We start from the raw sequence: 24677 nt of genomic DNA, 5'->3' as shown, positions 1-24677 counted from the left end.
ATTAATTAACAAAAACTCTGTGATACAGCTTTAGTCCTGTGTTCTTCCGAGTATTTTGTTTGCAGCGTACACACCGCTGATCGCCGCCGGCTCCATTCCCAGGCCATTATGATCACCAGCCATTATCAACCCAGGAGCCAGGTTCTGAGGAAGCACCAGGTTCGGGTTTGTAAATAGAGCATGATCAAAATATTTATGCCCCAATACTTCCCATTCATCAAAATACTTGTCAAAGTGATTCTCAAAAGGTATTTCTGTAAAAATTTCATAGATGCCCAAACGCTTTCGCGCGGTAAAAATAATAGGGATTGAATCATTAAAGATATGAACGATGTGCTTCCTGTAGCGTGCTTTCATTTCCCCTTTAATTAGATAAGCATGCAATACGGATGCATTTCTTATTTTTAACGGTTTTACTTCCCTTACAGTGGCCAGCAAGTCTCTGGTCACATTGGCGGGAGTTGCCAACACAAGATGCTCCGCTGTGAAATTGTTGCCATTTGCAGTAGAGACGCGCCAGCCACCCTCGATCTTCTCAACGGCGTTCACCATATCAAAAACAACTTTACCTTTGTTCTCAGACAGTTCACGAGTTATTCGATCCGCTTCAAAACGAAAACGCTTCAAATCCATAACCAAAGCCTGGACACAATTCAAGTAATCCAGTGCCGAAAGCTTCTTGATTGGCGTACCTGTGCACCCATGAGCAAACTGACTCACAAGGTCATCGGCAATTTTCTGAAAACCGACCTCCCCAATCATCTTATCGGCTGTTTTGTAGAACAGATCGCTCATGAAAGGGTCGTCCTTGAGAACAGAAGCGACTTCACGGGTTTCACACTCTTTCTTAAACTTTTCGTAATGGGGCAGGAATTTATTCTTCATATAGCTCTGAAACTTCAACAGACTGCCGGCATGCCCCAGGGTGTGAGCTGAGAGTGCCGCGAATTGCTTGTGATCATCTGGGTGGCAGCATCCCTGGCGCAAACTCGGAAGAACATCGGGGCCGGGTGTCAAAATCCCTGAGCCCAACATATGATGGTAGTTCCCAAAATAAAAAACCGCGCCATAATTCATGTCTAGCTTAGAATCATACACGATACGCCCGCCTATGCGGTCACAGATGAGTGTAAACGCCCGGTTCTCCTTCCTTAGCCCATAAGCGCAGGACATCCCCGCACTACCACCGCCAACGATGATAGTTTCAGTGTCAAAATTACTCATAATATACTAACCTCCTTGATAACTACTTTCCATCAAATCTACAACTTGGCTATATCGCGTGTTTACAATCTTCATGGTATAAAGAGAGCACAGACATACGAATACCTGTGCCTCTTTCACTTATATTTCTATACCTGATAATACGCTCTATACGAACCGACACTTTCTGTTATGCCATTTCATGCATACAGCGAGACCTCGCTGAGGGGATTATTTTTTCGAGAGGTTTCCAACGGACTTACGATATTCCTGCATCTGACTGTAAGCATCAAAAATCGAATCAGGCAGTTTATTGATTGATTCTTTTTTCACCAGCACTTTAGCATGTACCGGACAGACGGAAACGCATTGACCACAGCCTACACAAGATGAGTCAGCGACAGGTTTGTTTTCTTCATCCATCTTTATTGAGTGCATCGGACACCGTTCCACACACTTGCCGCAACTTATGCAGAGATCCTGATCCTGCTCCAGGTGATAATTGCTAATGTTCCTGGTAGCATTGCCGCCGAAGAGTTTGGCTGCCTGGAGGATACCGCAGCCGTCAACATGACAGGAGCAAACGATCTCGCTGTTCTTGGAATAGACACACTGAGTGACCATACCTTTCTCGGTACTTCTCTTCAGAATGTCCAATACTTCGTCAATGGTAATTTCCCGTGCTATACCATTTTCGATATAAAACTCCGCCATTTCACCGCAAGTGATGCAGGTCTCCATTTCAAAGCCCATATCTGGCGCGCCTAAAGTCTTGTTGAGCTGGCGGCAGGTACAGGTAGAGACGCCAAAAACGTTATACTGTTTGACTTGCTCCACAATATCATCGTAAGGATAGACCTCGCTGCCCTTCACCACATCCATATTGATAGGAACGGAACGGTAGAACGGTATGTCTGCATCGTATACCTGCTGAAGCATCCCCTGTCCAAAATGGCCGGCAAGAGCCGTTGTCCAATCTTTCTCGTCCAAATGGTTAACATTGAACTCATATACGCCGTGAGCTACCGGAACAACATAGTACTCGGCTCTTCCGCCACGGCGTACCCTGTAGAGCAGTCCCCTATGGGACATATCTTCAAGTACTTCAGACGCACTCTCAAGGGTTATCCCGGTTATTTCTGCGTACCGCTGAGCGGTGAAGTACGTTTCTGTCTCCATCTCCAGCCAGTATGCTACGTCCTCCGGGGTGAAGAAGCGTTTGAGCAGAACAAATTCGATGCCGGATTCCGTCGGACAATAACCGAAGCTCAACTCATTCATCCTGTCGCGCAGCTTGACATAGTTTTCTTCGATTTCCGCTTGAGTGAGGTTTTTAACTTTCAGCATGTAAATCGCTCCTCTTTAATTCTTTTGCTTGCCGCTTTGTGCTTGACTGCCTTTTCACAATGGGATTATGATAAGAAAGACTGATATCTGGATAAAATACCTCTGACACTTCTAAATATAATGTTGTTTATTAAACGCATCAACAGACGAAAAAATCCTAAAGTCTATATTGTTGACTTCTTTGAGAAAAATTCTGCTTTTTAAAGACAATGGCTCAACCTGACTTTGGGCAGTATTTACACTTTTCTTGGAGGGACTCTCTATAACACGAGTGGAGGTAACTGTATGTCCGTGAGTAAAGCAACGAAAGACTTGTATAAAAATACATTGCTCTCTTTAGCAAAAGCACGTCCTCTCAGTAGAATTACGCTAAAAGACATACTTGACTGCTCACAAACGGCCAAGCAGACGTTTTACAACCATTTTGCGGACAAGTACACTCTGATCAATTATGTGCTATATGATTTTGTTGAGGGAATTGAGAAGACGCGTGCCATGCGCTCTTATCAGGGAGTACTCTCCGTTCTTAATTTCACAAAGGAAAATAGTTACTTTTTTTCGGCAATGGTCAAAAACGACAACCCGTGTAATTTCCCGGAATTTTACTATCGTTGGTGCGTAGATTATTATACAGGCGCTTTGCATAAAGAGTATGGACTCAAGGCTATCTCTCCGGCCATAAAAATCGCTATCGACTTTTACTGTCACGGAGCTGTTGGTATTTATATTGACTGGATACAAAGCGGTATGGTGGAAGCAGAGGAGTTGATAGCCGAAACTATCATAAACAGCCGTCCCGAAGCCCTAGCGTTTTACTTTCCTATTGACGACTCACGTGGCTGTTCTAGCTGATAATGCGTATCTCGTTCAGGCTTAAACGTATTTATCCCAGGGAAATGGAAGAATGCCTCTACAGGTTTCCCGGAGTTTTAGAAGCAACGATTATTGAGTTTAACGACAAAAAGTCCCCTCAGAACATTAGTCTGAGGGAACATATAAAACACATTTAAATTTTGCCAAAAAACCGCTAAGCCCTGTACTACCAAGCTACTTCCGCTCTATCAACACAACAGTCTCAACGTGCTGCGTCCAAGGAAACATATCAACTGGCTGAACCTTTTTCACGAAGTAACCCGCTCTCTGAAGTATCCCCGCGTCCCGTGCCAACGTACCTGGGTCGCAAGAAACATAGATAATCCGCTCCGGTTTAACTTCAATCAGGGAATTGAGGACCCGAGAGTGAACCCCTGCCCGTGGAGGATCTAAAACGACGATATCTGGGCTCTGCGGAATTTGAAGAAGCACATCTTCTACTTTGCCTTGGAGGAATTCAGCATTAGAAATATGATTCAAATCGGCATTGATTTTCGCATCCTCAACAGCATAAGGATTTTCTTCGATTCCCCACACCTTCCTAGCTCTTTGTGCCAAGGCCAAGGTAATCGTTCCAATTCCAGAATAGAGATCCCAAACTTGACTTTCTTCTGTAATATTCGTCCAATCTAAAACAGTAGAGTAAAGCTTTTGTGTCTGAAGTGGATTAACCTGGAGAAATGCAAGCGGCGATAAATTAAACGTCAATCCTAGTATTTCTTCGGTTAAAAATTCCTGTCCCCACAATAATTCAGGGACGCCTTGATGATTGATACCCCAAACAGATTGAATTTTCGGATCAGCGCTCATGACCTCTTTTAGGGACACTAAAATCTCCGGAGGAATATCAGTCATCGACATTGAGTCGAAAATGATCATGCCATCCCCTTTTGAGTTTTCTCTAAACGTAATGTTTCGAATTTTATCCAGTGCATTAACTAGGGGTCTTGATGTTTCCTTCCGCCCATCCCTAATCTTTCGCACCCATTCATTCATGGATTCGCTAATCAGCAAACAATCCGGGAACTCAACCGTTTCCCGGCTCTTTTCTTGATAATAACCCAATTCTCCAGAAGCGCTTCGATGCAGGCGAACCTTATTCCGGTACCGCCAGGGCTCTTCCATACCGAGCGTGGGGTACACATTTACGTGTTCTAAATTAATTTTTCCAATGCGTTCTAACGCATCCCTAACCCAGCTTTCTTTCCACTTGAGGGTCTCAGCATAATCGAGATGCTGTAACTGGCAACCACCACAAACTTCAAAAACAGGACAGGGGGGATTCATCCTCTCCTTTACCTCATTTTCAAGAGATAAAAGTTGCGCTCTCTGCCAGGACTTTTTCCTTTCTGTGACTAACACTTGACCCTTTTCTCCAGGCAACATTCCGGGAATGAAGGTTGCTTTCCCTTCTTGGTCATACCCTACTCCAGAGCCATCTGAGGAAATCCTTAGACACTCTATAATAATGCTCTCATTTTTTTTATTGTAACTGTTGTTGATTTCTTTCACCTTTTCAAACCCTTCTGCTCATGTTTACTCTAGTTTTTGAATCCAAAGCGCTAAAGCCATTAAAATATTCCAGGTTCCATGTGCAATTATCGAAGGCCAAATGCTCGATGTTTTTTCATAGAGCCACGTTAAGATGATTCCCCCCACAAAAAGAGGGAGAAAACGAATAAGATCAGAATGCAAAACCGCGAAAAATCCTGCACTCAAAAGAATTCCCTTTCCCCTGCCAAGCATCTGACGAAGCGGCGGATAAATAAGTCCCCGAAAGAAGGCTTCTTCCTTAATAGGAGCGAGTACCCCCCCCAAGAACATTAGGAGTAGCATCTGCCAACTATAGTTTGACCCAATAACCGTTAAGGTAAAACTCTGGGGTGCCGGGGTACCTAACAGATTACTCAGGAAATTCCCCATAAGCCCAATCGTAAGAAAGAGGAATATACCCATTAGAAATCCGAGTAGTACATATTTCGATTTTGGCCGAACAAACCCCAAATCCCGAAACGAGCCATGCATTAAATTCATAAAAAGACGGAGAAGAAACAGGTACAAGACTGCCTCTCCTATGCCGACCGCTAAAAAATGCAAGAAACCTTGCATCTGATCTAATTTCTGCGGCGAATTTAGCCAGCCTAAGGGTAATTCAATTAAAAGAATCAATAGTAACAAAAAAAGCCCTTGCCAAATATTCCAGCGAGGATTTTTAAGCGGGACCTTTGCTTCATTTTTAAGTTTTTCCATCAATTTTCCTCTTCAAAATAGATTTAATCCAATTAAAATCTTCTTGTTTCTTTTCTTATTTTAACGGACTCACCCCAGAGTGTCTAGGGATTTATCCCCTGTTAAATAAGAACTATTCCCTAGCGATGCTAGCAATCGCTTCCAAACATTGATCGACTTCCTCTTTCGTATTGAAATACCCCAAACCTAACCGAACTGTCCCTCGGATGAAGGTTCCCAGCGTACGATGTGCATCAGGAGCACAATGGAGACCTGACCGAGTTTCAATATCAAACATTTTATCCAGAAGGAAGGATACTTCAGAAGGTTCTTTACCCTCGATATTCCAAGAAATAACGGGAGCTCTTTCGATGCCCCGAGGAGGTCCGTAAAGAATCACTCCTGGAATTTCTTCTAAGCCATTCAATAGTCGTTCGGTTAAAATTCTTTCTTTTTCTCTGATTTTCATAAGGCCTTCCTGAAAAATGAACCCAATTCCTGCCCCCAAACCTGCAATGCCGGGCGTGTTGAGAGTACCGCTTTCATACCGATCCGGGCAAATTTTAGGTTGGGTGAGAAATTCAGAATTGCCCCCTGTTCCCCCTTCTTTAAGCGGAATGAGGTTTAAATTTTCTCGAATATATAAACCTCCTGTCCCTTGCGGGCCCAGTAATCCTTTATGTCCAGCAAAGGCCAGTAAATCAATTCCCATGGCCTGAACATCAATTGGAAATGTTCCTGCGGTCTGGGCAGAATCCACCATAAACACGATACCCCTATCCTGTGCGATCTTGCCTATTTCGCGGATAGGATTAAGGACACCGGTAACATTGGAAGCATGGCTAAGAACAATAAGTCGAGTATTGCTTTGGATCGCTTCTTCTACTTGAGCAGGTAACACTCCCTGACTCTCTAAAGCAGGAAGCTTTGTCACCTCAACACCTTGAGTTCTCATGCGTTCCAAGGGACGTGCCACTGAATTGTGTTCGAATGAGCTAGTAATGACATGATCACCAGACTTTAATAGCCCTTTAATTCCCAAATTCAGTGCTTCGGTAGCATTAGCGGTAAATATAACTTGATAAGGATCAGCAATATTGAACAATTGGGCGATAAGCTCACGTGTTTCAAAAATAATCTGTCCAGCCATTAAAGACATATGATGTCCAGAGCGACCAGGATTGGCTCCTTTTTTCCGCATACACTGATCCACCGCCTGGTAGACAGATTCTGGTTTAGGCCACGTCGTAGCTGCGTTATCTAAATAGATCAGAGCCGCTCCCCCTTGCAGAAAACTTTAAAATTCGTTCTATCGATTATCTCTTTATTTAAGCAAATCGCTCTTCAGATATAAGGACACGTTCTGGATGAGTATATATGTTCATCCTGTTTTGTCGTGCAAAACCGATGACCGTAATTCCAAGTTCTTCAGCAAGCGTAAGTGCCAAATCGGTGGGAGCAGAAACGCCAATCAAAATAGGGCATCCCATTTTACCTGCTTTAATCACAATTTCCGATGACATTCGTCCACTAAAGGCAATGACTCTTTGGGAAAGATCCATTTCTTTTGTAAAGGCATATCCATATAATTTATCCAATACATTATGACGACCGATATCAAAAGCACTATACTCGAGTTGTCCAGCTGAAGCCAAGGCTCCACCATGCACCCCGCCGGTGAGATGGAATAATTCTGAATTCTCTTCCAGAAGATTTATATAATGGCTAACTGCTTGAGAGGTAATTTGCAGCGAGCTCTGGATGGATTTGGCTAATCGGGCATCATTGGCATAGTAGAAGGAACTTCTTCCTTTACCACAGCAGGATGTCAAATAACGTTTAAGATACATGGCTTCGCCCATAGCTCTTTTAACACTCGTCTCAACCCAGACTAAGCCCTCTTTCGTATCTATTGAAAGTTTCGTCAGTTGATCTAGTTTTTTTATAATCCCTTCAGAACAGAGCACACCGATCACCAACTCTTTTTCCTGCCCAGGGGAACAGACTATTGTTATAAATTCCTCGTCATTGAGATAGACGGTGAGTGCTTGTTCGACCACAACCTGCTCACTGACAATTTGATTATTGAAACCTTTAATCTTGATTACTTCAGTTTCTATAACATCCGCTTTTAATTTACCTTCCATTGCAACACCCCCCTAGGCTTAATATTCGCCCATCCGCTAGTAAATCCTGCCACCCTTTATAATTAGGAGAGCGTTGCTTAAGCGAATTAATCCAAAAACGGCGGTTTTGAAATACTCTCAAAACCGCCGTTTTCCTATTATGTTCTGTCCCTTAGATGTCTTTTAAATTTGCTACACGTTTCATCTCTTTATAGATATATACAAGTTCCTTATCAAAAAGTGAGCGTTTCATATCCACAGACAAGGCACGTACTCGCTTGAGGATCTCATTGGCTTCCTCATCGCCTATTTCCTTGCCATATTCATTCCAAAACTTCGCTTTAATTGAAGCTGTTCCTGAATGTTTACCAATCACGATTTGTCGTTCCAGTCCGACTTCTTCCGGCTTAAAGACCTCATAGGTCAAGGGATTTTTCAAGGCGCCATCAGCATGGATTCCCGATTCATGGGCAAACATATTGCTTCCCACAATCGCCTTCCATACGGGTAATTCTCGACCCGAAGCACGCGCCACAAACTCGGATACTTCGACAAATCGTTCTGTCGCGAAATTTAGATCAGTATCCAAAAGATGTTTAAGAGCCATGACAACTTCTTCCAAAGCCGCATTCCCTGCTCTTTCGCCCAGTCCATTCACAGTAACACCAACATGCGTTGCACCTGCTTTAACCCCAGCCAGGGCATTTGCCGTTGCCATGCCAAAATCGTTATGGGTATGCATCTCAACATCAAGGCCTGTTCTCTCAATCAATTCCGTAATCCGATCATAGGTTGTGAACGGATCGAGAATGCCGACAGTATCACAATAACGCAAACGGTCAGCCCCTGCTTTCTTCGCTTCTTGCGCGAACTGAACTAAGAAATCCATGTCAGAACGAGAGGCATCCTCTGCATTAACTGAAATATAAACCCCATTTTTCTTCGCAAATTCAGTTGCTTTAACCATCCGTTCCAGAACATCCTCGCGGGTGGTTTTCAATTTATGCTCAATATGAATATCTGAGGTCGAGATCGAAATGGCTACTGCATCGCATCCACAATCTAGAGACGTTTGAATATCTTTAATAACGGCCCGATTCCAACCCATAATACTTGCATTAAGGCCTAAGTTTACAATTTCTTTAATAACACGCTGCTCGTCCCCACCCATTACAGGAATTCCAGCCTCTATCTGCTGCACCCCTAAATCATCTAACATTCGTGCAATCATCAATTTCTCCTGGTTTGAAAAAACCACGCCTGCGGTCTGCTCTCCATCTCTTAAAGTGGTATCCACAATTGTTAAATGCTTCTTAACCATCTCATTCTACCTCTCTTTTAACTCATAAGGTTATAGCTATCTAACATACTATCACTAACTCTCCTTTAGTTTAACTCTAATTCTACTGTTATACTGTATACTTATTTATCGGATTTGTATTATAGATCAAATAAAGCAAAAACGCTTCTTTCTGATTCAAATCGAATTTGAAAAGAAAGAAGCGTTTCGCCATATAGATAACAATCGTTCAGATATTCTACTGTAGAGCCAGACGCTCCTTCAGCAGGTTGTTGACAACACCGGGATTAGCCTGCCCTTTTGTCGCTTTCATCGTCTGCCCAACGAGGAAGCCAATCGCCTGTGTTTTTCCTGCCTTGTAATCTTCGACTGATTGAGGATTTTTAGCAATCACTTCATCGACGATTTTGAGTAAGGCGCCTTCATCACTGATTTGAGCTAGGCCTTTTTCTTTGATAATAACTTCTGGATCTTTCCCTGAAGCAAACATCTCTTCAATCACAGTTTTCCCGATTTTACCACTAATCGTTCCTTTATCAATTAGTCCAAGGAGCGTTGCCAGTTGTTGTGGCTTAACTGGAGATTCTTCAACACTAACCCCTTGAGCATTGAGGAGACGTGTATATTCCCCCATCGTCCAGTTCGCCAGATTTTTAGCATCAGCATAACGCTTCATGGCTTCATCAAAAAAGTCAGAAAGCGCTTTAGTATTCGTAATTACGCCTGCATCATAATCAGATAAGCCAAGGGATTTAAGCCGTTCTCTGCGGGCAGCAGGCAGTTCAGGCAGGGCTTGACGAACGTTTTCGACCCACTCCCGATCGATGACGAGCGGAGGTAGATCAGGTTCTGGAAAGTAGCGATAATCATGAGCTTCCTCTTTAGAACGGAGGGATAAGGTAATTCCTCGTCCTTCATCCCAGGTCAACGTCTCTTGAATAACTTCGTCCCCGTCGTCCAGAAGCTCAGCTTGACGACCGATCTCATACTCTAGACAGCGCCGAACTGAACTAAATGAATTCAAATTCTTCGATTCTGTACGGGTCCCGAATTCCTTTTGCCCCCATGGTCTTAGGGAAACATTGATATCAAAACGAATTGAGCCTTGCTCCATCCGACAGTCAGAGACTTCCGTATATTGCATGATCTTCACCAATTCTTCAAGGAAGGCCAAAACTTCAGGGATCGAGCGCATATCGGGTTCGGAAACGATCTCAAGAAGGGGAACGCCAGTCCTGTTATAGTCCACAGCCGATTCAGAGGAAGTTGAAATCGTTTCTCCACTGTGTACGAGCTTGCCTGCATCGTCTTCCATATGGGCACGGGTAATCCCAATCCTTCTCTTTTCGCCATCGACTTCAATATCGACCCAACCTTGTTTGCAAATTGGTAAGTCATATTGTGAAATCTGATAATTTTTCGGGGAATCAGGATAGAAATAATTCTTCCTATCAAACTTGGAAAACTCAGCAATTTCACAGTTTAACGCAAGTCCTGCTTTAATCGCAAGATTCACAACGCCCCGATTAAGCACCGGCAGAGTTCCTGGTAAAGCCAAACAAACTGGGCAGGCATGCGTATTTTGCTCGCCGCCAAATTCTGTGCTGCAATTACAGAAAATCTTTGTTTTGGTCGCGAGCTCCACATGGACTTCGACTCCGCAAACCATTTCATAACGATCTAATATACTCATCTTAACGCGAGCCTCCTTTGACCAGACTCGGTTTCCGTGTGTGGAAATCGGTATTTTGTTCAAAAGCATGGGCTACGCGATAAAGGGTTCCTTCCGAGAAAGGACGACCCATGAGTTGCATTCCTACCGGCATCCCCTCAACAAAGCCCGCTGGCAATGAAAGCGACGGAATCCCTGCGAGGTTAATGGGTACTGTGCAAACATCGGATAGATACATTGTTAGCGGATCTCCTGATTTTTCTCCAATTTTAAACGCCGTCGTCGGCGCAGTCGGAGAAAGCAGTACATCGAATTGATCAAAGGCCTTATTAAAATCATTTTGAATAAGGGTTCTTACTTTTTGCGCCTTTAAATAGTAAGCATCATAATAACCTGCGCTTAAAGCATAGGTTCCCAGCATGATTCGGGCCTTAACTTCGGACCCAAACCCTTCCGAGCGCGTCTTTTTGAACAGATTCAAGACATCCTCTGCCTCTTCTGTACGATAGCCATAACGCACACCATCATACCGGGCAAGATTTGAGCTTGCTTCAGCTGTCGCAATCAAATAATAAGCAGGCATTGCATATTCGGTATGAGGGAGTGAGCATTCTTCAACAATCGCCCCTAATCTTTGGTATGTCGCAAGAGCCTCATCTAAAACTTTTTTAACGCCTTCATCTAAGCCTTTTGCGAAATATTCTTTGGGTACACCAATACGCAGTCCTTTCACATCTTGGGCAAGAAATTCTGCATAATTGGGAACCTCAAACGAAACGGAAGTCGAATCTTTACGATCATGACCGACGATTTCCTCAAGAACCCGAGCATTATCCTCAACCGTTTTCGTAATTGGCCCAATTTGATCCAGAGAAGAAGCATAGGCAATTAACCCGAAACGGGATACGGCACCATAAGTCGGTTTGAGGCCAACGACTCCACAAAAGGATGCTGGCTGGCGAATAGAACCACCGGTATCTGAACCCAAGGTAAAAACGGCTTCCTCAGAGGCAACTGACGCTGCCGAGCCTCCGGAAGATCCTCCGGGAACCCGCTCTAAATCCCAAGGATTGCACGTTGCAAAAAAACGAGAGTTTTCCGTGGAGGAACCCATCGCGAACTCATCCATATTTAACTTCCCGAGCATAACTGCCCCAGCATCTCTAAGTTTCTCGACTACGGTTGCGTTATACGGTGGAATAAAATTTTCCAACATTTTCGAGGAACAGGTTGTCCGAATGCCTTCAGTGCTCAGGTTATCCTTAAGGGCCATCGGAATACCTTCTAAGACTCCGATCGCTTCACCCCGCGCAATTTTCTCATCAACCTGTGTTGCTTGGCTTAAGGCCAAATCTTCTGTAACCTGAAGAAATGCTTTTACTTCTGGATCTATATGTTTAATTCTATGAAGCATCGTTTGGGTAAGCTCAACCGCGCTAATCTTCTTGGCGGCTAAAAGCTCATGCAGTTCTCCAATAGATTGGGATGTGATCTCCATGCTTAGCTGTTCTCCCTTCTAATTTATCAGACGATACGAGGCACCTTGAAAAAACCATCTTCCGCAACAGGAGCATTCGCCAGTACCTTTTCACGTTCGAGAGAAGGCTGGACCTGATCTTCGCGAATAACATTATGAAGCGGCACGGCATAGGCCGTAGGTTTAATCTCATCTGTATTCAGCTGGTCTAACATGGCTGCATAATCAAGAATTGAATTGAGCTGTTCTGTATAGGTTGCAACTTCCTTTTCGGAAAGTTCTAAACGCGCCAACATGGCGACATGTTCTACTTCTTGGCGGGAAATTTTCACCTAAATCACCATCCTTTGGCAAAATAATTAAATTTACTATAACAAATGAGTTCGCTGGGAGCAAGCACTTTCGTTAACGAAAAAGCTTGGGTCATGTGTCTTAGCGCACATCCATTCACTCAGCACTCCAGGGCTGGCGCACTCGTTTCCGCGGGAGCTTCGCCAAACCTCAGGGTAGTACCTGTAGTGAACCGAGTGGCTACGCTAACCCACGGAAGCGTTGTGCGCCTTAGCGCCCCTCCGCGCAAATCGTTCATTCCTGTGCGCTAAGCCACACTTTCAGGTCTTTAATCGTTACTCTCAACAGCTTTTCCGTTTTCCTTCTCCAAGAGCTTTGTAAATTCTTCTTCGCTAAGCACAGGGACTCCAAGTTCCTTGGCTTTTGCAAGTTTTGAACCAGCTTTTTCTCCAGCGACAACAAAAGCGGTCTTTTTACTGACACTGCTGGCGGCCTTTCCTCCGTAAGCTTCGATTAAGCTCTCGATTCCTTGGCGATCATAATGTTCTAAGGAACCTGTGACCACAATGCTTTTCCCGGCGAAAATTTGCGGATGACTTGATTCCTCAGCTGTCATTATCACTCTGGCCTCAAGCAACTTGGCTAAAAAACGCTGTGAACTATCTTGTTGGAAAAAGCGAAGAATGCTTTGTGCCATCGTGGGGCCGATATCAGGAATGCTTTGTAACTCTTCCAATTTTGCCTGTTCCAGGGCTTCCATGCTTCGGAACTGTTGAGAAAGGATTTTTCCTGCTTTCGCTCCGACATGTCGAATTCCTAAAGCAAAGAGCAACTGCGCCAATCCCCGTCCCTTGCTTTCCTCGATCGCTTTAAGCAGGTTTTCTGCTGACTTTTTCCCCATCCGCTCGAGTTCAACTAAGTCTTCGAATTTTAAGGTATAGAGATCTGACGCATCCTGAATAAGTTTAGCCTCTAAAAGTTGAACAATAACGGCGGGTCCTAACCCGTCGATATTCATCGCATCTCTAGAGACAAAATGAATGATCGCTTCACGTTGCTGGGCAGGACAAGAAATACTGGTACAGCGGTGTGCCGCCTCTCCTTCTTCTCGGATAACCGGGCTATGACAATAAGGGCAGTACTCTGGCATTTCAAAAACCAGTTCCATCCCCGTCCGTTTTTCAGGCAAAGACCGAACCACTTCGGGAATGACATCTCCCGCTTTTTGCAGCAGGACATGGTCGCCAATCCGAATATCCTTATCCCGAATATTATCAATATTATGTAACGTAGCTCGACTAACGGTTGAACCTGCGACCAAAACAGGCGTTAGATTGGCCGTCGGTGTGAGTACTCCGGTCCGTCCGACACGAATTTCAATACTTTCAACCACAGTTTCTACTTGTTCAGCCGGAAATTTATAAGCAATCGCCCAACGGGGGCTTTTCGCCGTAAATCCAAGTTCACGTTGCTGAGCCATATCATTCACTTTAATCACAAGCCCATCAATATCATAAATAAAGGTATGGCGTTTTTCCGCCATCTCTTCACAATAACCAATTACATCTTCAATCGTGCTGAATATCTTAAATTCAGGATTCACAATGAAACCCTGCTCTTGCAAGAAGCTCAACACCTCAGTCTGTGACGCTAGTTCTGTCCCCTCAGGAGTCAGAACTTGGTACGCAAAATAACTGAGCCGCCGTTGGGCTGTAATTTTCGAATCCTGTTGCCGTAAGGACCCAGCAGCCGCATTGCGCGGATTAGCAAAGGTGGATAATCCAGCTTCTTCCCGCTCTTGGTTAAGCTGAGCAAATGATGATTTTGGCATATACCCTTCCCCACGAACATCTAAACGAGAGAGAGGTTTGCGCAAACGCAAAGGGATTGTGGATATTGTCCGCGCATTGGCGGTAATTTCCTCGCCAACTTCACCGTCACCACGTGTAGCACCCCGAACCAGCACTCCGTCTTCATACGTAAGAGCAACAGTTAAACCATCGATTTTGAGTTCAACGACGTACTCCGCTTGAGGTGCAACCATGCGTACTCGCCGGTCAAATTCTTGTAAATCTCCAGCATTAAAGGCATTATCTAAGCTCAATAACGGTTCAGCATGACGAATTTTCGGAAATTCTTTCGCGATATATCCCCCAACTCTTTGGGAGGGTGAATCTGAAGTTTTCCATTCTGGATGGGCTTTTTCGAGAGCAAGCAGTTCCTGCATTAAAGCATCATATTCAGCATCTGTTAACTTAGGTTGATCGAGTCCGTAATACTGATAATTTGCTTCTTGAATCCGCTCTTTCAGCTCTTGCAGACGTTGAAACAGTTGAGACTCATCAAACTTTGGTTGCTCTTTTTGCTGATCATCTGCCATGTATTTACTCCCCTCTCTAGGATATTCATCTAAACCAAAAATCCATGCAACGCCTTTAAGCTCTTACTCAAGCAGCAAAAATTGTTCGTTAAATCTATTTTAACCCAAAAAATACTTCGTTAACGGCGGAACCACTTGTTTCTTCCGAGAAAGGACACCCGGTAAGAAGACCCTATTCTCTACGAGAGGCAGATTAAAGGCCTTGGCGATTTCTTCAGGCTTATCTCCAGCAATCCAAAGGTCCGTATTCTCCTCGAGCAGATCCGTAATCATCAGAAGTAAATAATGTAACCCCTTATCGCCACGTGTTGCTTCGAGTTTTTTGTTTAATTCTTCACGAAGGGCGTCTATTCCATCCAAACCCATCACACTGACTTGACCAATTCCGACTTTGAAGTCACTCACAGCGAATTCCTTCAAGTCTTCTTCGATCAATTCTTCAACCTTGCGTTCCGCCAAATTCGACGAGGACTTGAACATTTGAATTCCAAATTCCTTAGCATCGATTCCCACAATCTTTTCGAGATAGGCAACAATCTCTTTATCCGCCTCCGTGCAGGTTGGAGATTTGAAGATGACCGTATCTGAAAGAATAGCTGCGAGCATAATTCCGGCAATTCCTTTTTCAGGCTCAATCCCCTGTTCCTGATAACACTTCGCTACAATCGTACACGTTGAACCCACCGGTACATTACGAAAGCTAATCGGGTCTGTAGTCTGAATTCCACCCACCCGGTGATGGTCAACCACTTCAAGTACCTGAGCCTGCTCAGCGCCTTTAACTGCTTGCCCCCATTCATTATGGTCCACAAGAATCAATTTTTTTCGATTCAGTTTTAATAAATGATAACGACTGATTAGGCCAACAACCCGTTCCTGCTCGTCCAACACGGGATAGTTCCGGTAACGCGTTTCCAGCATTTTTTGGCGGACTTCTGAAATCAGATCATCTTCCTGGAAGGTGACAACTCCTTCCGTTTTCATGATGCTTTGGACCGGAGCACTCATGGGCAGAAGACGTGCCGCGGTAAATGTATCTGTCGGAACAGAAATAACAATGGCTCCTTTTTCACGAGCCAATTTCTCTGACTCCTCACATAGCTTTGCCCCTCCCGTTAAAATAAGGGCTGAGACACCTATCCGAAGTGCGCTTTCTTGAGCTGTCACCCGATCGCCAACCAAAACGACATTACCAGGCTGAATGAAGGTTTCAAACGTTTTATGATGCATCGCCCCGACATAGACGCACCCTTGAAGTTCTTGATCCTCAGAGCCGACCAAAATCTCTCCCTTGAGCGTCTTAACGACGTTTTGTGCTGAAATATGAAGGCTGCCAAAGTCTAAATCACCCATATTTTCAATATAAGACCCGGACAGGTCCCCCACCGAAATCATCCCCAGCATACGCCTATTTCTATCCACAATCGGCAACGTTTTCTGGCTGTTTTTCTTCATAATCTGCCAAGCTTCCTGTAAAGGAGTCTTAGGATCAACTGTGGGGATGGGGCCATTTAACAAATCTTTAACACGAAGATTCACGTCAGCCAAATACTCTGGAGCAGGCACATTAAACGCATTAAGAACATATTCTGTTTCCCGGTTCACTTTACCTGCCCTGCAGGCCACGACATTTTCCTGTCCCATTCGTTGTTTAAGGCGCGCAAACGATATTGCCGCACAAATCGAGTCCGTATCTGGATTTCTATGTCCTACTACATATACATGTTCTGTCAATTCTAACTGTCCCTTCCACATTTTATTATTTTAACAAATGCTGCAATAAAGCTATATCATTTAGAGTTTTGTAAGCTTAGCATACTCAGCAATGAGTTTCTTAATTTGCCCACCAAACACAATCGAAATTTCAGCCTGACTTCCTTCGCCTTTAATCGAAACGATGATTCCTTTGCCAAATTTCGCATGTTCCACTTTTTCCCCAACATGATAATCAGACGTCGAGGGTGCTATAACTGGGTTTCCGGCTTCTCGATCCCACGTTCCCCACGTCGAACGTCCTTCGGAATTTCGGATTCCTCCGTTTCCGCCTTGAGATTGCGGTTTTTTCATACGCGTCGGTGGTGGATCAATCGGGTCACGGTCCACAAGCAATTGAGGAGGGATCTCTTCCATGAATTCCGAAGGCCGATTATATTGTGTTCTGCCATAAAGCATCCGTTGTTCTGCATAGGTAAGATAAAGTCTCTCCCTAGCACGTGTAATGGCAACATAGCATAAGCGCCTTTCTTCGGAGAGCAGGGTTGGCTCCATCATCGAGCGACTGCTCGGAAAAATTCCTTCCTCCATGCCCACAAGAAAGACGACTGGGAACTCCAACCCTTTTGCACTGTGAATCGTCATCAAAGCAATGGCTTCCTCAGCCGGATCTAAAGAGTCAATACTCGCCACAAGTGAAACCTGCTCCAAGAAGCCAGCAATTCCAGGAACAAAATATTCTTCCTCATCTTCGCTCTCAGCACTATTTTCATCCTGATCCAACGCTTTTTCATCATATTCGGCTGTTACCGATAAGAACTCGCGCAAGTTTTCTAAACGTGCTTCTGCTTCCGGTGATTTATCAACGGTGAGCAAGTCCCAATAACCCGTTCGCTTCAGGATCTCCTCCACCAAACGCGTCACCGAGCTTTCTTCGAGTGCGAGGACTTTCAACTCCTGCATCAGATGAGCAAAGGCTAATAACGGCTTTTTAGCACGTGTCGTCAAGTCGGGAATATAATCAGCTTCCATGATGGCATCCAGAATAGGCATCTCTTGCTCGTTGGCATATTCAAGAATCTTCTCTAAGGTACTCTCTCCCAACCCCCGTTTCGGAACGTTAAGAATACGTGAAAAAGCCACCTGATCAGAGGGATTATAAAGAATACGCAGATAAGCGATCGTATCTTTGATTTCCATGCGCTCATAGAATTTTAAGCCTGAGAAAATCCGGTAAGGAATACCTTGCTTCATAAAGCGTTCCTCAATGACCCGGGACTGAGCATTGGTGCGGTAGAGAATCGCAAAATCATTAAATTTACGACCTTCCACATCCCTCAAGCGTTGAATCCGTTCTGCAATATAACGAGACTCATCGTGCTCACTCTCTGCAACATAATAAACAAGAGGATTCCCCGCCTCATTTTCCGTCCAGAGTGATTTTTCTTTGCGTTCGGTATTGTTGCGCACCACGGAATTGGCCGCATCGAGAATATGCTGCGTGGAGCGATAGTTCTGCTCTAACTTTAACACTTTCGCTTCAGGATAATCCCGTTCAAAGTCTAAAATATTCTGGACATCTGCGCCTCGGAACATATAAATAGACTGGTCATCGTCCCCCACGACACAGAGATTTCGATCTTTTTTAGCCAGAAGATTGACCAGTGCGTATTGAGCATGGTTCGTATCTTGATATTCATCAACCATGATATAACGAAATTTATTTTGATAATGATCCAGGACTTCTGGATTCTCTCGAAAGAGCCGAACCGTCAGCATGATAATATCGTCAAAGTCTAAGGCGTTATTTGCTTTAAGCTTTTTTTGGTAAAGTTCATAAACTTTCTCAACTTTTTGCTCGAAATAATCTGTGGCATGTCGTGAAAATTCCTCTGGACCCTGCAACTTATTTTTGGCATCACTAATCACTCCGCCGATTGCTCGGGGAGCTAACTTCTTCTCATCAAAATTTAATTCTTTCATACACGCCTTGATAACCGCTTGTTGGTCACTGGAATCATAAATCACAAAACTACGCGTATAACCTGGCAACTGTTCAATCTCACTCCGTAAAATTCGAACACAAGCAGAATGGAATGTTGCGACCCAGAGCCCATGTCCTTCACTTCCAACTAGAGCGCCCACTCGTTCACGCATTTCTTGAGCGGCTTTATTCGTAAAGGTAATCGCAAGAATATTCCAGGGATCAATTCCTTGCGCAATTAAATGGGCAATCCTATAGGTCAGGACTCGCGTTTTTCCGGAACCTGCCCCTGCTAAAATCAATAAAGGGCCATCTCGATGTTCGACAGCCTGACGCTGCACCGGGTTTAAATCTTCTAACCGATACATTTTCCCACTCCACCTCACTTTTTCGACTTTCTATTATACCATATCTCGGAGTGGACGAGGAGAAGTATTCATTATTCATCTTTACATATATTCACATATTAACCAACAACTTAGCCTACTTATCTTTGTAGTCAGGCTTTATAATTAGTGATAAGTTGTACAATTTGATAGAACGAAAGGAGAATTAGGATTGAAAAAGAGACTGATCTTATTTGCTGTACTGATCATGCTCAGCGTTCTTGCTATTACTCCAACTGCCCATGCCGCAACTCTGCTTAAAGTGGGTACCCGCGATTCCTCAGTTCAAGCTTTACAGTCCGATCTTAAAACACTGGGATATAATCCAGGACCCGTCGATGGAATTTACGGCATCAAAACCAAAACTGCAGTTCAGGCGTTTCAACAAAGCGCGAAACTCCAGGCGGATGGGATCTATGGTCCTTTAACCGAGCAAGCCCTAACCCGAGCACTTAAGACTCAACAGATTCTCTCAACAGCTCAAAATTATACAGGGGCTCCCTATCTATGGGGCGGAAATACCCCTTCTGGTTTTGATTGTTCAGGATTTACTCAGTACGTCTTTGCGAAAAATGGGATTACTCTTCCACGCGTCAGCCGTGATCAATATAACATAGGTACACCAGTGAGATTTAACGCTCTCCAACCTGGGGATCTGGTCATTTTTAGCTTTTTATCCAGCGGACAAGTCAGTCATGTTGGAATATACATTGGCGATAATCAATTTTTGAGTGCAACGACCTCCAAAGGCGTTATTATTTCGAGTTTTAGTCCCTATTGGAAAAATGCTTATATTGGGGCAAAACGCGTCTATTAGTAAGTCAACTTTCTTTAGCTCTCGCTCTGCGGGAGCTTTTTATTATTTAAAATAAAACTTTAAATAAAGCATGAATGAAATTTGCTATAAATTTGCAAACTAATTCCTGACTAAAAGAAGGAGGTCTAATCCATGAATGCAATTTGGCTCGTTATTGTAGCAGCTCTCGTTTTAACTCTAGGTTATCGTCTCTACGGTTCGTTCATCGCTGCGAAAATCTTAGCCTTGGATGATAGTCGTAAGACTCCGGCAGTGATCCATAATGATGATCGAGATTATGTCCCGACTAACAAATGGGTTCTATTTGGACACCATTTTGCAGCAATTGCGGGTGCTGGCCCCTTAATCGGGCCCACTCTTGCAGCTCAATATGGCTACATGCCGGGCGTTCTCTGGATCCTTATTGGTACAGTCCTTGCTGGTGCTGTTCATGACATGGTTATCCTTTTTGCCTCAGTACGCCATGATGGTTTGTCTATTTCTGAAATTGCTAAAGATGAACTTGGTCCTGTCGCGGGCATAGTTTCTTCATTTGCCGTGCTCTTCATTTTAATCATCACCATGGCAGGATTAGCTTTAGCCGTCGTCAATGCCCTTTTTAACAGTCCCTGGGGAACGTTTACCGTTGGCGTCACCATCCCCATTGCTCTCTTTGTGGGAATCTATCTCAGATGGATACGTATTGGCAGACTCGGAGAGGCGACTGTTATTGGTGTAGCTTTAATTTTTCTTGGGGTCATCCTCGGCCCTATGGTTGAACAATCCTTCTTTGCTCCGTATTTTACCTATTCACATCAACAGCTCGCGATCATTCTCGCAGTCTATGGCTTTGCGGCTGCAGCTCTCCCCGTCTGGCTCCTCCTTGCGCCACGCGATTACCTCAGTACCTATTTAAAAATAGGCGTTATTGGTGCTTTAGCTTTAGGCATTATCTTTATCCAACCCAACCTGAGAATGCCTGCCTTTACACCCTTTGTCGGTGGTGGTGGTCCTATTATTCCTGGCCCAGTGTGGCCCTTCATGTTTATCACTATCGCCTGCGGCGCTCTTTCAGGGTTCCACGCGATTATTGGAACTGGGACCACTCCAAAAATGATTTCCCGCGAGCGGGATATCCTCCCGATTGGCTTTGGAGCTATGATTGTTGAAGGATTTGTCGCTTTAATGGCATTAATTGCTGCAACGAGTTTACATCCTGCAGATTACTTCGCCATCAATACTGCTCCTGCAGTTTTTCAGAAGTTAGGCATGACCATTCAGGAACTTCCCCAACTTTCCGCACTGGTCGGTGAAAATGTAGCAGGCAGAGCCGGAGGCGCAGTATCCCTAGGTGTAGGAATGGCAGATATCTTCAGCAAAATCCCATTCCTTGCCTCTATTTCAAGTTACCTCTACCATTTCGTCATTATGTTCGAGGCCCTTTTCATTCTCACAACCATTGATGCGGGTACACGGGTTGGTCGCTATTTATTACAAGAATTAGGAGGAAGAGTTTATAAGCCTTTCGGTAGAGTAAACTGGTTTCCAGGAATGATTATATCAAGTGCCTTAATTTCACTCACCTGGGGTTATCTCGTCTATAATGGTGATATTTCAACCATTTGGCCCTTATTCGGGGTAGCGAATCAATTACTCGCAGGTATGGCCTTAGCCATTGGGACTACCATAATTTTTAAGATGGGTAAAGCCCAATATGCTTGGACAACAATCATCCCCTTCATCTTCGTTACCATAACCACAATTGCTGCGGGATATCAAAATATTGTCATTTACTATCTTCCCGTCGGCAAAAACCTTTTAGCCGCTCTAACCGGGATCATGATGGTCTTAGTAACGATCATCCTTGTCATAGCCATTCGCAGATGGTTTGAGCTGATGCACGGAACTCCAACTCCAAAACTCGATCCTCAGAGTTAAGTTTTTTATGAGGTAATCGTTTTCTGTCAAAGAGAAAGGATAGTGGCAAGCCACTATCCTTTTTCTTTACTATTTTACATTTTCCGCTTTATCAATAAGGTTATTTAAATATTTTATGACTTTACCTGATTGGAGATCTAATTTTTTAAGACAACTTTGAGCCTTTCTAATATCTCCTTGCTGATAAGCTTTAGCCGCCTCCTGTGCCATTTCATGGACTAAGCGATGCGGTTCATCCATAGCCTTAAATTCTGAGATGTCCTTAAAGGAATTATCACCCGAATTATACCATTTACCCAGTCGACAATTATTATGAGAAGTAACTTCTTCAGGCGAAAGCGTTTCAAGCCCTTTTATCATATTTACGACACGTGACTTCCAGAGGAGATGATCTGTTTTCGCTTTTTCGAGAATATCCTTGTTTGTTAGCTTGTCCTTTATCACCTTAAAGTGATCTACATCGTTATTTAACTCTTGCGCCATGAGTGCCGTTTCCTGAATACTCGTTGCTACCGTTTCCATCGATGCACTGATTTCTTCTGAAGATGCTGCAACTTGCTGCGCTTGTGCCGATGTCCCTTCGATGGCACTTGCAACTGTGTTAATCAATTGTACTATCTTATCCGAGCTCGCGACCTCTGAATCAGTAACCTCGACACTATATTGAACATCCTTAGCGGTATGTTGCACCGCTTCATAAATATTGTTCAATGCCTCTCCAGCTTGGTTCATAATTTGTACACCATTTTCGACTTCTTCGCGACTCGCTTTGGTTGATTGAACTGCTGCCTCCACCCCAACGAGAACTTTTTGAACTAATCCTGATGCATCTTTCGCTCCTTGGGTCGAAAGTTCAGCTAATTTACGGACCTCTTCAGCAACGACAGCAAACCCTCTTCCCGATTCACCTGCACGAGCAGCTTCAATCGCTGCATTAAGTGCTAAAAGGTTAGTCTGATCAGCAAGCCCTGTAATCGTTTCTGTAATCGAGTCAATCTGTTGGGAAAGTTCACTTAAGGTGACCATCAGCTCTTCTGTTTCGAGTGTCTTGGTACGAATCGTTGCCATTCTACTCACGGCATCTTCAACAGTCTTTTTCCCACTTTCTGCTGTTTCTAAGGTTGTTTGAGAACTTGCAGCAGCAGATTGACTTTGTTGCTTAGCGATTTGAGTTAAGGAAGAAAGTTCAAGTAAAACCTGAGAGGACTCGACAATTGATCTCGTACCCGTCTCCGCATCAGAAGCTACCGTTTGCATGCTTTTACTCACTTCTTCTACCGAAACGGTGACTTCCTCACTCGTCGCCGCAAGTTGCTGGGAAGAAGCTGCCAAATTACTAGAAAGATCTCTAACCTGATTCACAAGTTCTGCCAATCGGGTCACCATCACATTAAAAGCAGCGTTTAAGTCCCCAAATTCATCGTTTGATTTAACTTCTGCAACAACCGTGAGATCGCCTAGTCCCGCTTTACTCATGGTCTCTTGCAATTGATTGATCTCACGGATAATCCAGCGTGAAAGGACTGCACCAACGAAAATTGCCATAGCAACTGCTAAAAGAGTACCTAAAACATTGTTACGATTAGCGCTGCTGATATTATTTAGAATTTCCGTTTGGTTCGCTTTCAAAGTATCACTTTGCCTTTGATCGAAGCTCGTAAGCAATAGCACAAGAGGCTCAAATGTGTTCTGCCCTGAGACCCCTAGATTACTTCCAGGTATACTTTGTATAATCTGTTCATTAGACTGTGTATAAGTTTTCAACAGATCTTGAAATTTTAGAAGATCCTGTCGATCTGATGGCAGTAGATCAAGTTTGTTTATTGCTGCAAGATTCTGGTCAATCATTTGCAGATCAGCCCGATAAGCATCGACCAGAGGTTTGCGTTCAGTAGCTGTTTGCGCATTGCTCGCTCTGAGCATATTATCATCAGCACTATGAATATCTCTTTGCAAATCTTTAGACAACGATAAAATATTCGCATGATTAAATACTTCATCTACGCTTGTATCCACTTTGTTCTGGAAATAGCTGCTTACCAAAATTGCCCCAATAAAAATAAAAACAATCCCGAAATACCCACCTAAAACCCGAAACCGGACGGATAGCTTCATAACCCCATCTCCTTCTTACTTAGCCCTTAATCGATTTCAAACACCTTATTGAGACGTGTCATGAGGAAAAGATCTTTGACAACTCCCTGTAAGCCTTTAATCACAACTTTTCCACCATTCTCAAGAGCACGTTTATGGATAGCAACTAACACGCCAAGTCCTGAACTATCGATATATGTTGCTTTATGCATATCTATAATAAACCGACGATGTCCTTGATTTATCAAATCGAGAAGTCTTTCCCGTAACTGAGCTGCATCTTCGACAAATATCTTCCCTTCTAAAATAACCGCGACCTCCTGGGGGTTAGCATTAATTTCAAACGACATAATAAACGTTCCTCCTTCAAAATTCTGACTCAATAAAGATTATTCTAATTATCAAATGTTTTTAAGTAGGGAGACTGCATTTCCTTTAGCATTATAGTGAACCTGATCCATGACTGTCTCCATGATGAATAACCCCCGACCCGATTCCCCCCATTGCCATTCTTCATTATTCTCACACGTTCGAGTAGAAAAATCGGACAAGACCTCTTCAGCACAGAATCCGCTCCCTGCATCCTTAATACGAACACATAAGCACTGGGATTCGAGTAAGGAGAGGCTTAACGTAACTGCGGGCACCAAGGTTTGGCCTGAACCAGCTCTAAACGCATTATTGATCGCTTCGTTGATCGCAATTTCTACTAGGATCACCTCATTCTCAGGTAGCTTTTTTAAAGCGTGCTCAATACATAGATGAACCTCTTCCCGTTTGGCTTGGTATTCTTGCTCTGTTACAAAGGTACACTGCATCAGTTTTTGTCGCATATTTTTCACCTCTTCCCTCGTTTAAAGTTTTAAAG

19 protein-coding genes are annotated in these 24677 nt (G+C 43.9%); 3 read left to right on the top strand and 16 right to left on the bottom strand.

The genetic code is table 11. The features are described from left to right. Positions 1-30 precede the first annotated feature (30 nt). Both DESME_RS04525 and DESME_RS04520 read right to left on the bottom strand, forming a co-directional pair. Positions 31-1224, bottom strand: coding sequence for an NAD(P)-binding protein (locus tag DESME_RS04525; RefSeq protein WP_006715037.1), 1194 nt, complete (start codon positions 1222-1224; stop codon positions 31-33). A gap of 210 nt (positions 1225-1434) precedes the next feature. Beyond that, the gene (locus DESME_RS04520) at positions 1435-2550 is read right to left on the bottom strand and encodes a 4Fe-4S binding protein (protein ID WP_006715038.1); all 1116 of its coding nucleotides are present in this window, start codon (positions 2548-2550) and stop codon (positions 1435-1437) included. Between the two features lie 285 nt (positions 2551-2835). On the opposite strand from DESME_RS04520, the gene DESME_RS04515 reads away from it, so the two are divergent. After that, a complete protein-coding gene (locus tag DESME_RS04515) occupies positions 2836-3402 on the top strand; it encodes a TetR/AcrR family transcriptional regulator C-terminal domain-containing protein (RefSeq protein ID WP_006715039.1) in 567 nt (188 codons plus the stop codon). Positions 3403-3597: 195 nt separating this feature from the next. On the opposite strand, the gene rlmD is transcribed toward DESME_RS04515, so the two are convergent. From rlmD to pcrA, 11 genes are all read right to left on the bottom strand, one after another. Continuing rightward, complete coding sequence (rlmD, locus tag DESME_RS04510; RefSeq protein WP_006715040.1) at positions 3598-4935, bottom strand: 23S rRNA (uracil(1939)-C(5))-methyltransferase RlmD; 1338 nt, start codon at positions 4933-4935, stop codon at positions 3598-3600. 24 nt (positions 4936-4959) lie between these two features. Beyond that, positions 4960-5673: a type II CAAX endopeptidase family protein gene (locus DESME_RS04505; protein WP_006715041.1), complete on the bottom strand. Its 714-nt coding sequence runs from the start codon at positions 5671-5673 to the stop codon at positions 4960-4962. Between the two features lie 112 nt (positions 5674-5785). Then, positions 5786-6925, bottom strand: a complete 1140-nt coding sequence (locus DESME_RS04500; RefSeq protein WP_025248660.1) for an aminotransferase class V-fold PLP-dependent enzyme — start codon at positions 6923-6925, stop codon at positions 5786-5788. Between the two features lie 55 nt (positions 6926-6980). Further along, a complete protein-coding gene (fdhD, locus tag DESME_RS04495) occupies positions 6981-7799 on the bottom strand; it encodes a formate dehydrogenase accessory sulfurtransferase FdhD (protein ID WP_006715043.1) in 819 nt (272 codons plus the stop codon). Between the two features lie 151 nt (positions 7800-7950). Beyond that, entirely contained in the window at positions 7951-9099 is a 1149-nt protein-coding gene (nifV, locus tag DESME_RS04490; protein ID WP_006715044.1) for a homocitrate synthase, read from the bottom strand. 217 nt (positions 9100-9316) lie between these two features. Continuing rightward, positions 9317-10771, bottom strand: a complete 1455-nt coding sequence (gene gatB, locus DESME_RS04485; protein ID WP_006715045.1) for an Asp-tRNA(Asn)/Glu-tRNA(Gln) amidotransferase subunit GatB — start codon at positions 10769-10771, stop codon at positions 9317-9319. Between the two features lies 1 nt (position 10772). After that, a complete protein-coding gene (gene gatA, locus DESME_RS04480; protein ID WP_006715046.1) occupies positions 10773-12248 on the bottom strand; it encodes an Asp-tRNA(Asn)/Glu-tRNA(Gln) amidotransferase subunit GatA in 1476 nt (491 codons plus the stop codon). Between the two features lie 26 nt (positions 12249-12274). After that, the gene (gatC, locus tag DESME_RS04475; RefSeq protein ID WP_006715047.1) at positions 12275-12559 is read right to left on the bottom strand and encodes an Asp-tRNA(Asn)/Glu-tRNA(Gln) amidotransferase subunit GatC; all 285 of its coding nucleotides are present in this window, start codon (positions 12557-12559) and stop codon (positions 12275-12277) included. Positions 12560-12846: 287 nt separating this feature from the next. Beyond that, positions 12847-14898 (bottom strand): NAD-dependent DNA ligase LigA, encoded by a 2052-nt coding sequence (gene ligA / locus DESME_RS04470; RefSeq protein ID WP_006715048.1) that lies wholly within the window; start codon positions 14896-14898, stop codon positions 12847-12849. A gap of 99 nt (positions 14899-14997) precedes the next feature. Further along, on the bottom strand, positions 14998-16632 hold the full coding sequence (locus tag DESME_RS04465; protein ID WP_006715049.1) for a putative manganese-dependent inorganic diphosphatase: 1635 nt from the start codon (positions 16630-16632) through the stop codon (positions 14998-15000). A 60-nt stretch (positions 16633-16692) separates the two neighbouring features. Beyond that, complete coding sequence (gene pcrA / locus DESME_RS04460) at positions 16693-18963, bottom strand: DNA helicase PcrA (protein ID WP_006715050.1); 2271 nt, start codon at positions 18961-18963, stop codon at positions 16693-16695. A 190-nt stretch (positions 18964-19153) separates the two neighbouring features. Here pcrA and DESME_RS04455 point away from each other — a divergent pair, with 190 nt between their 5' ends. Then, positions 19154-19798 carry a C40 family peptidase gene (locus DESME_RS04455; protein ID WP_006715051.1) on the top strand — a complete coding sequence of 215 codons (645 nt, stop codon included), beginning with the start codon at positions 19154-19156 and terminating at the stop codon, positions 19796-19798. A 132-nt stretch (positions 19799-19930) separates the two neighbouring features. Then, complete coding sequence (locus DESME_RS04450) at positions 19931-21715, top strand: carbon starvation CstA family protein (RefSeq protein WP_006715052.1); 1785 nt, start codon at positions 19931-19933, stop codon at positions 21713-21715. A gap of 69 nt (positions 21716-21784) precedes the next feature. Here the strand turns inward: DESME_RS04450 and DESME_RS04445 are convergent, their stop codons facing one another. Genes DESME_RS04445 through DESME_RS04435 form a run of 3 tightly spaced genes read right to left on the bottom strand, consistent with a single transcriptional unit; the run spans position 21785 to position 24642 of the window. Beyond that, positions 21785-23830 (bottom strand): methyl-accepting chemotaxis protein, encoded by a 2046-nt coding sequence (locus DESME_RS04445; protein WP_006715053.1) that lies wholly within the window; start codon positions 23828-23830, stop codon positions 21785-21787. A gap of 26 nt (positions 23831-23856) precedes the next feature. Continuing rightward, positions 23857-24159, bottom strand: a complete 303-nt coding sequence (locus tag DESME_RS04440) for an STAS domain-containing protein (protein WP_006715054.1) — start codon at positions 24157-24159, stop codon at positions 23857-23859. 51 nt (positions 24160-24210) lie between these two features. Beyond that, the gene (locus DESME_RS04435; protein WP_006715055.1) at positions 24211-24642 is read right to left on the bottom strand and encodes an ATP-binding protein; all 432 of its coding nucleotides are present in this window, start codon (positions 24640-24642) and stop codon (positions 24211-24213) included. Positions 24643-24677 lie beyond the last annotated feature (35 nt).

Source organism: Desulfitobacterium metallireducens DSM 15288, assembly GCF_000231405.2.
GTDB lineage: Bacteria > Bacillota > Desulfitobacteriia > Desulfitobacteriales > Desulfitobacteriaceae > Desulfitobacterium_A > Desulfitobacterium_A metallireducens.
Note: the sequence above shows the minus strand (reverse complement) of the source record. Positions and strands in the feature narration are given on the sequence as shown.

Bases quoted from the DNA above. Each gene is read 5' to 3' on its own strand.
- DESME_RS04525 (WP_006715037.1), bottom strand. From the start codon at position 1,224: ATGAGTAATTTTGACACTGAAACTATCATCGTTGGCGGTGGTAGTGCG.
- DESME_RS04520 (WP_006715038.1), bottom strand. From the start codon at position 2,550: ATGCTGAAAGTTAAAAACCTCACTCAAGCGGAAATCGAAGAAAACTAT.
- DESME_RS04515 (WP_006715039.1), top strand. From the start codon at position 2,836: ATGTCCGTGAGTAAAGCAACGAAAGACTTGTATAAAAATACATTGCTC.
- DESME_RS04505 (WP_006715041.1), bottom strand. From the start codon at position 5,673: ATGGAAAAACTTAAAAATGAAGCAAAGGTCCCGCTTAAAAATCCTCGC.
- fdhD (WP_006715043.1), bottom strand. From the start codon at position 7,799: ATGGAAGGTAAATTAAAAGCGGATGTTATAGAAACTGAAGTAATCAAG.
- nifV (WP_006715044.1), bottom strand. From the start codon at position 9,099: ATGGTTAAGAAGCATTTAACAATTGTGGATACCACTTTAAGAGATGGA.
- gatB (WP_006715045.1), bottom strand. From the start codon at position 10,771: ATGAGTATATTAGATCGTTATGAAATGGTTTGCGGAGTCGAAGTCCAT.
- gatA (WP_006715046.1), bottom strand. From the start codon at position 12,248: ATGGAGATCACATCCCAATCTATTGGAGAACTGCATGAGCTTTTAGCC.
- ligA (WP_006715048.1), bottom strand. From the start codon at position 14,898: ATGGCAGATGATCAGCAAAAAGAGCAACCAAAGTTTGATGAGTCTCAA.
- pcrA (WP_006715050.1), bottom strand. From the start codon at position 18,963: ATGTATCGGTTAGAAGATTTAAACCCGGTGCAGCGTCAGGCTGTCGAA.
- DESME_RS04450 (WP_006715052.1), top strand. From the start codon at position 19,931: ATGAATGCAATTTGGCTCGTTATTGTAGCAGCTCTCGTTTTAACTCTA.
- DESME_RS04445 (WP_006715053.1), bottom strand. From the start codon at position 23,830: ATGAAGCTATCCGTCCGGTTTCGGGTTTTAGGTGGGTATTTCGGGATT.
- DESME_RS04440 (WP_006715054.1), bottom strand. From the start codon at position 24,159: ATGTCGTTTGAAATTAATGCTAACCCCCAGGAGGTCGCGGTTATTTTA.
- DESME_RS04435 (WP_006715055.1), bottom strand. From the start codon at position 24,642: ATGCGACAAAAACTGATGCAGTGTACCTTTGTAACAGAGCAAGAATAC.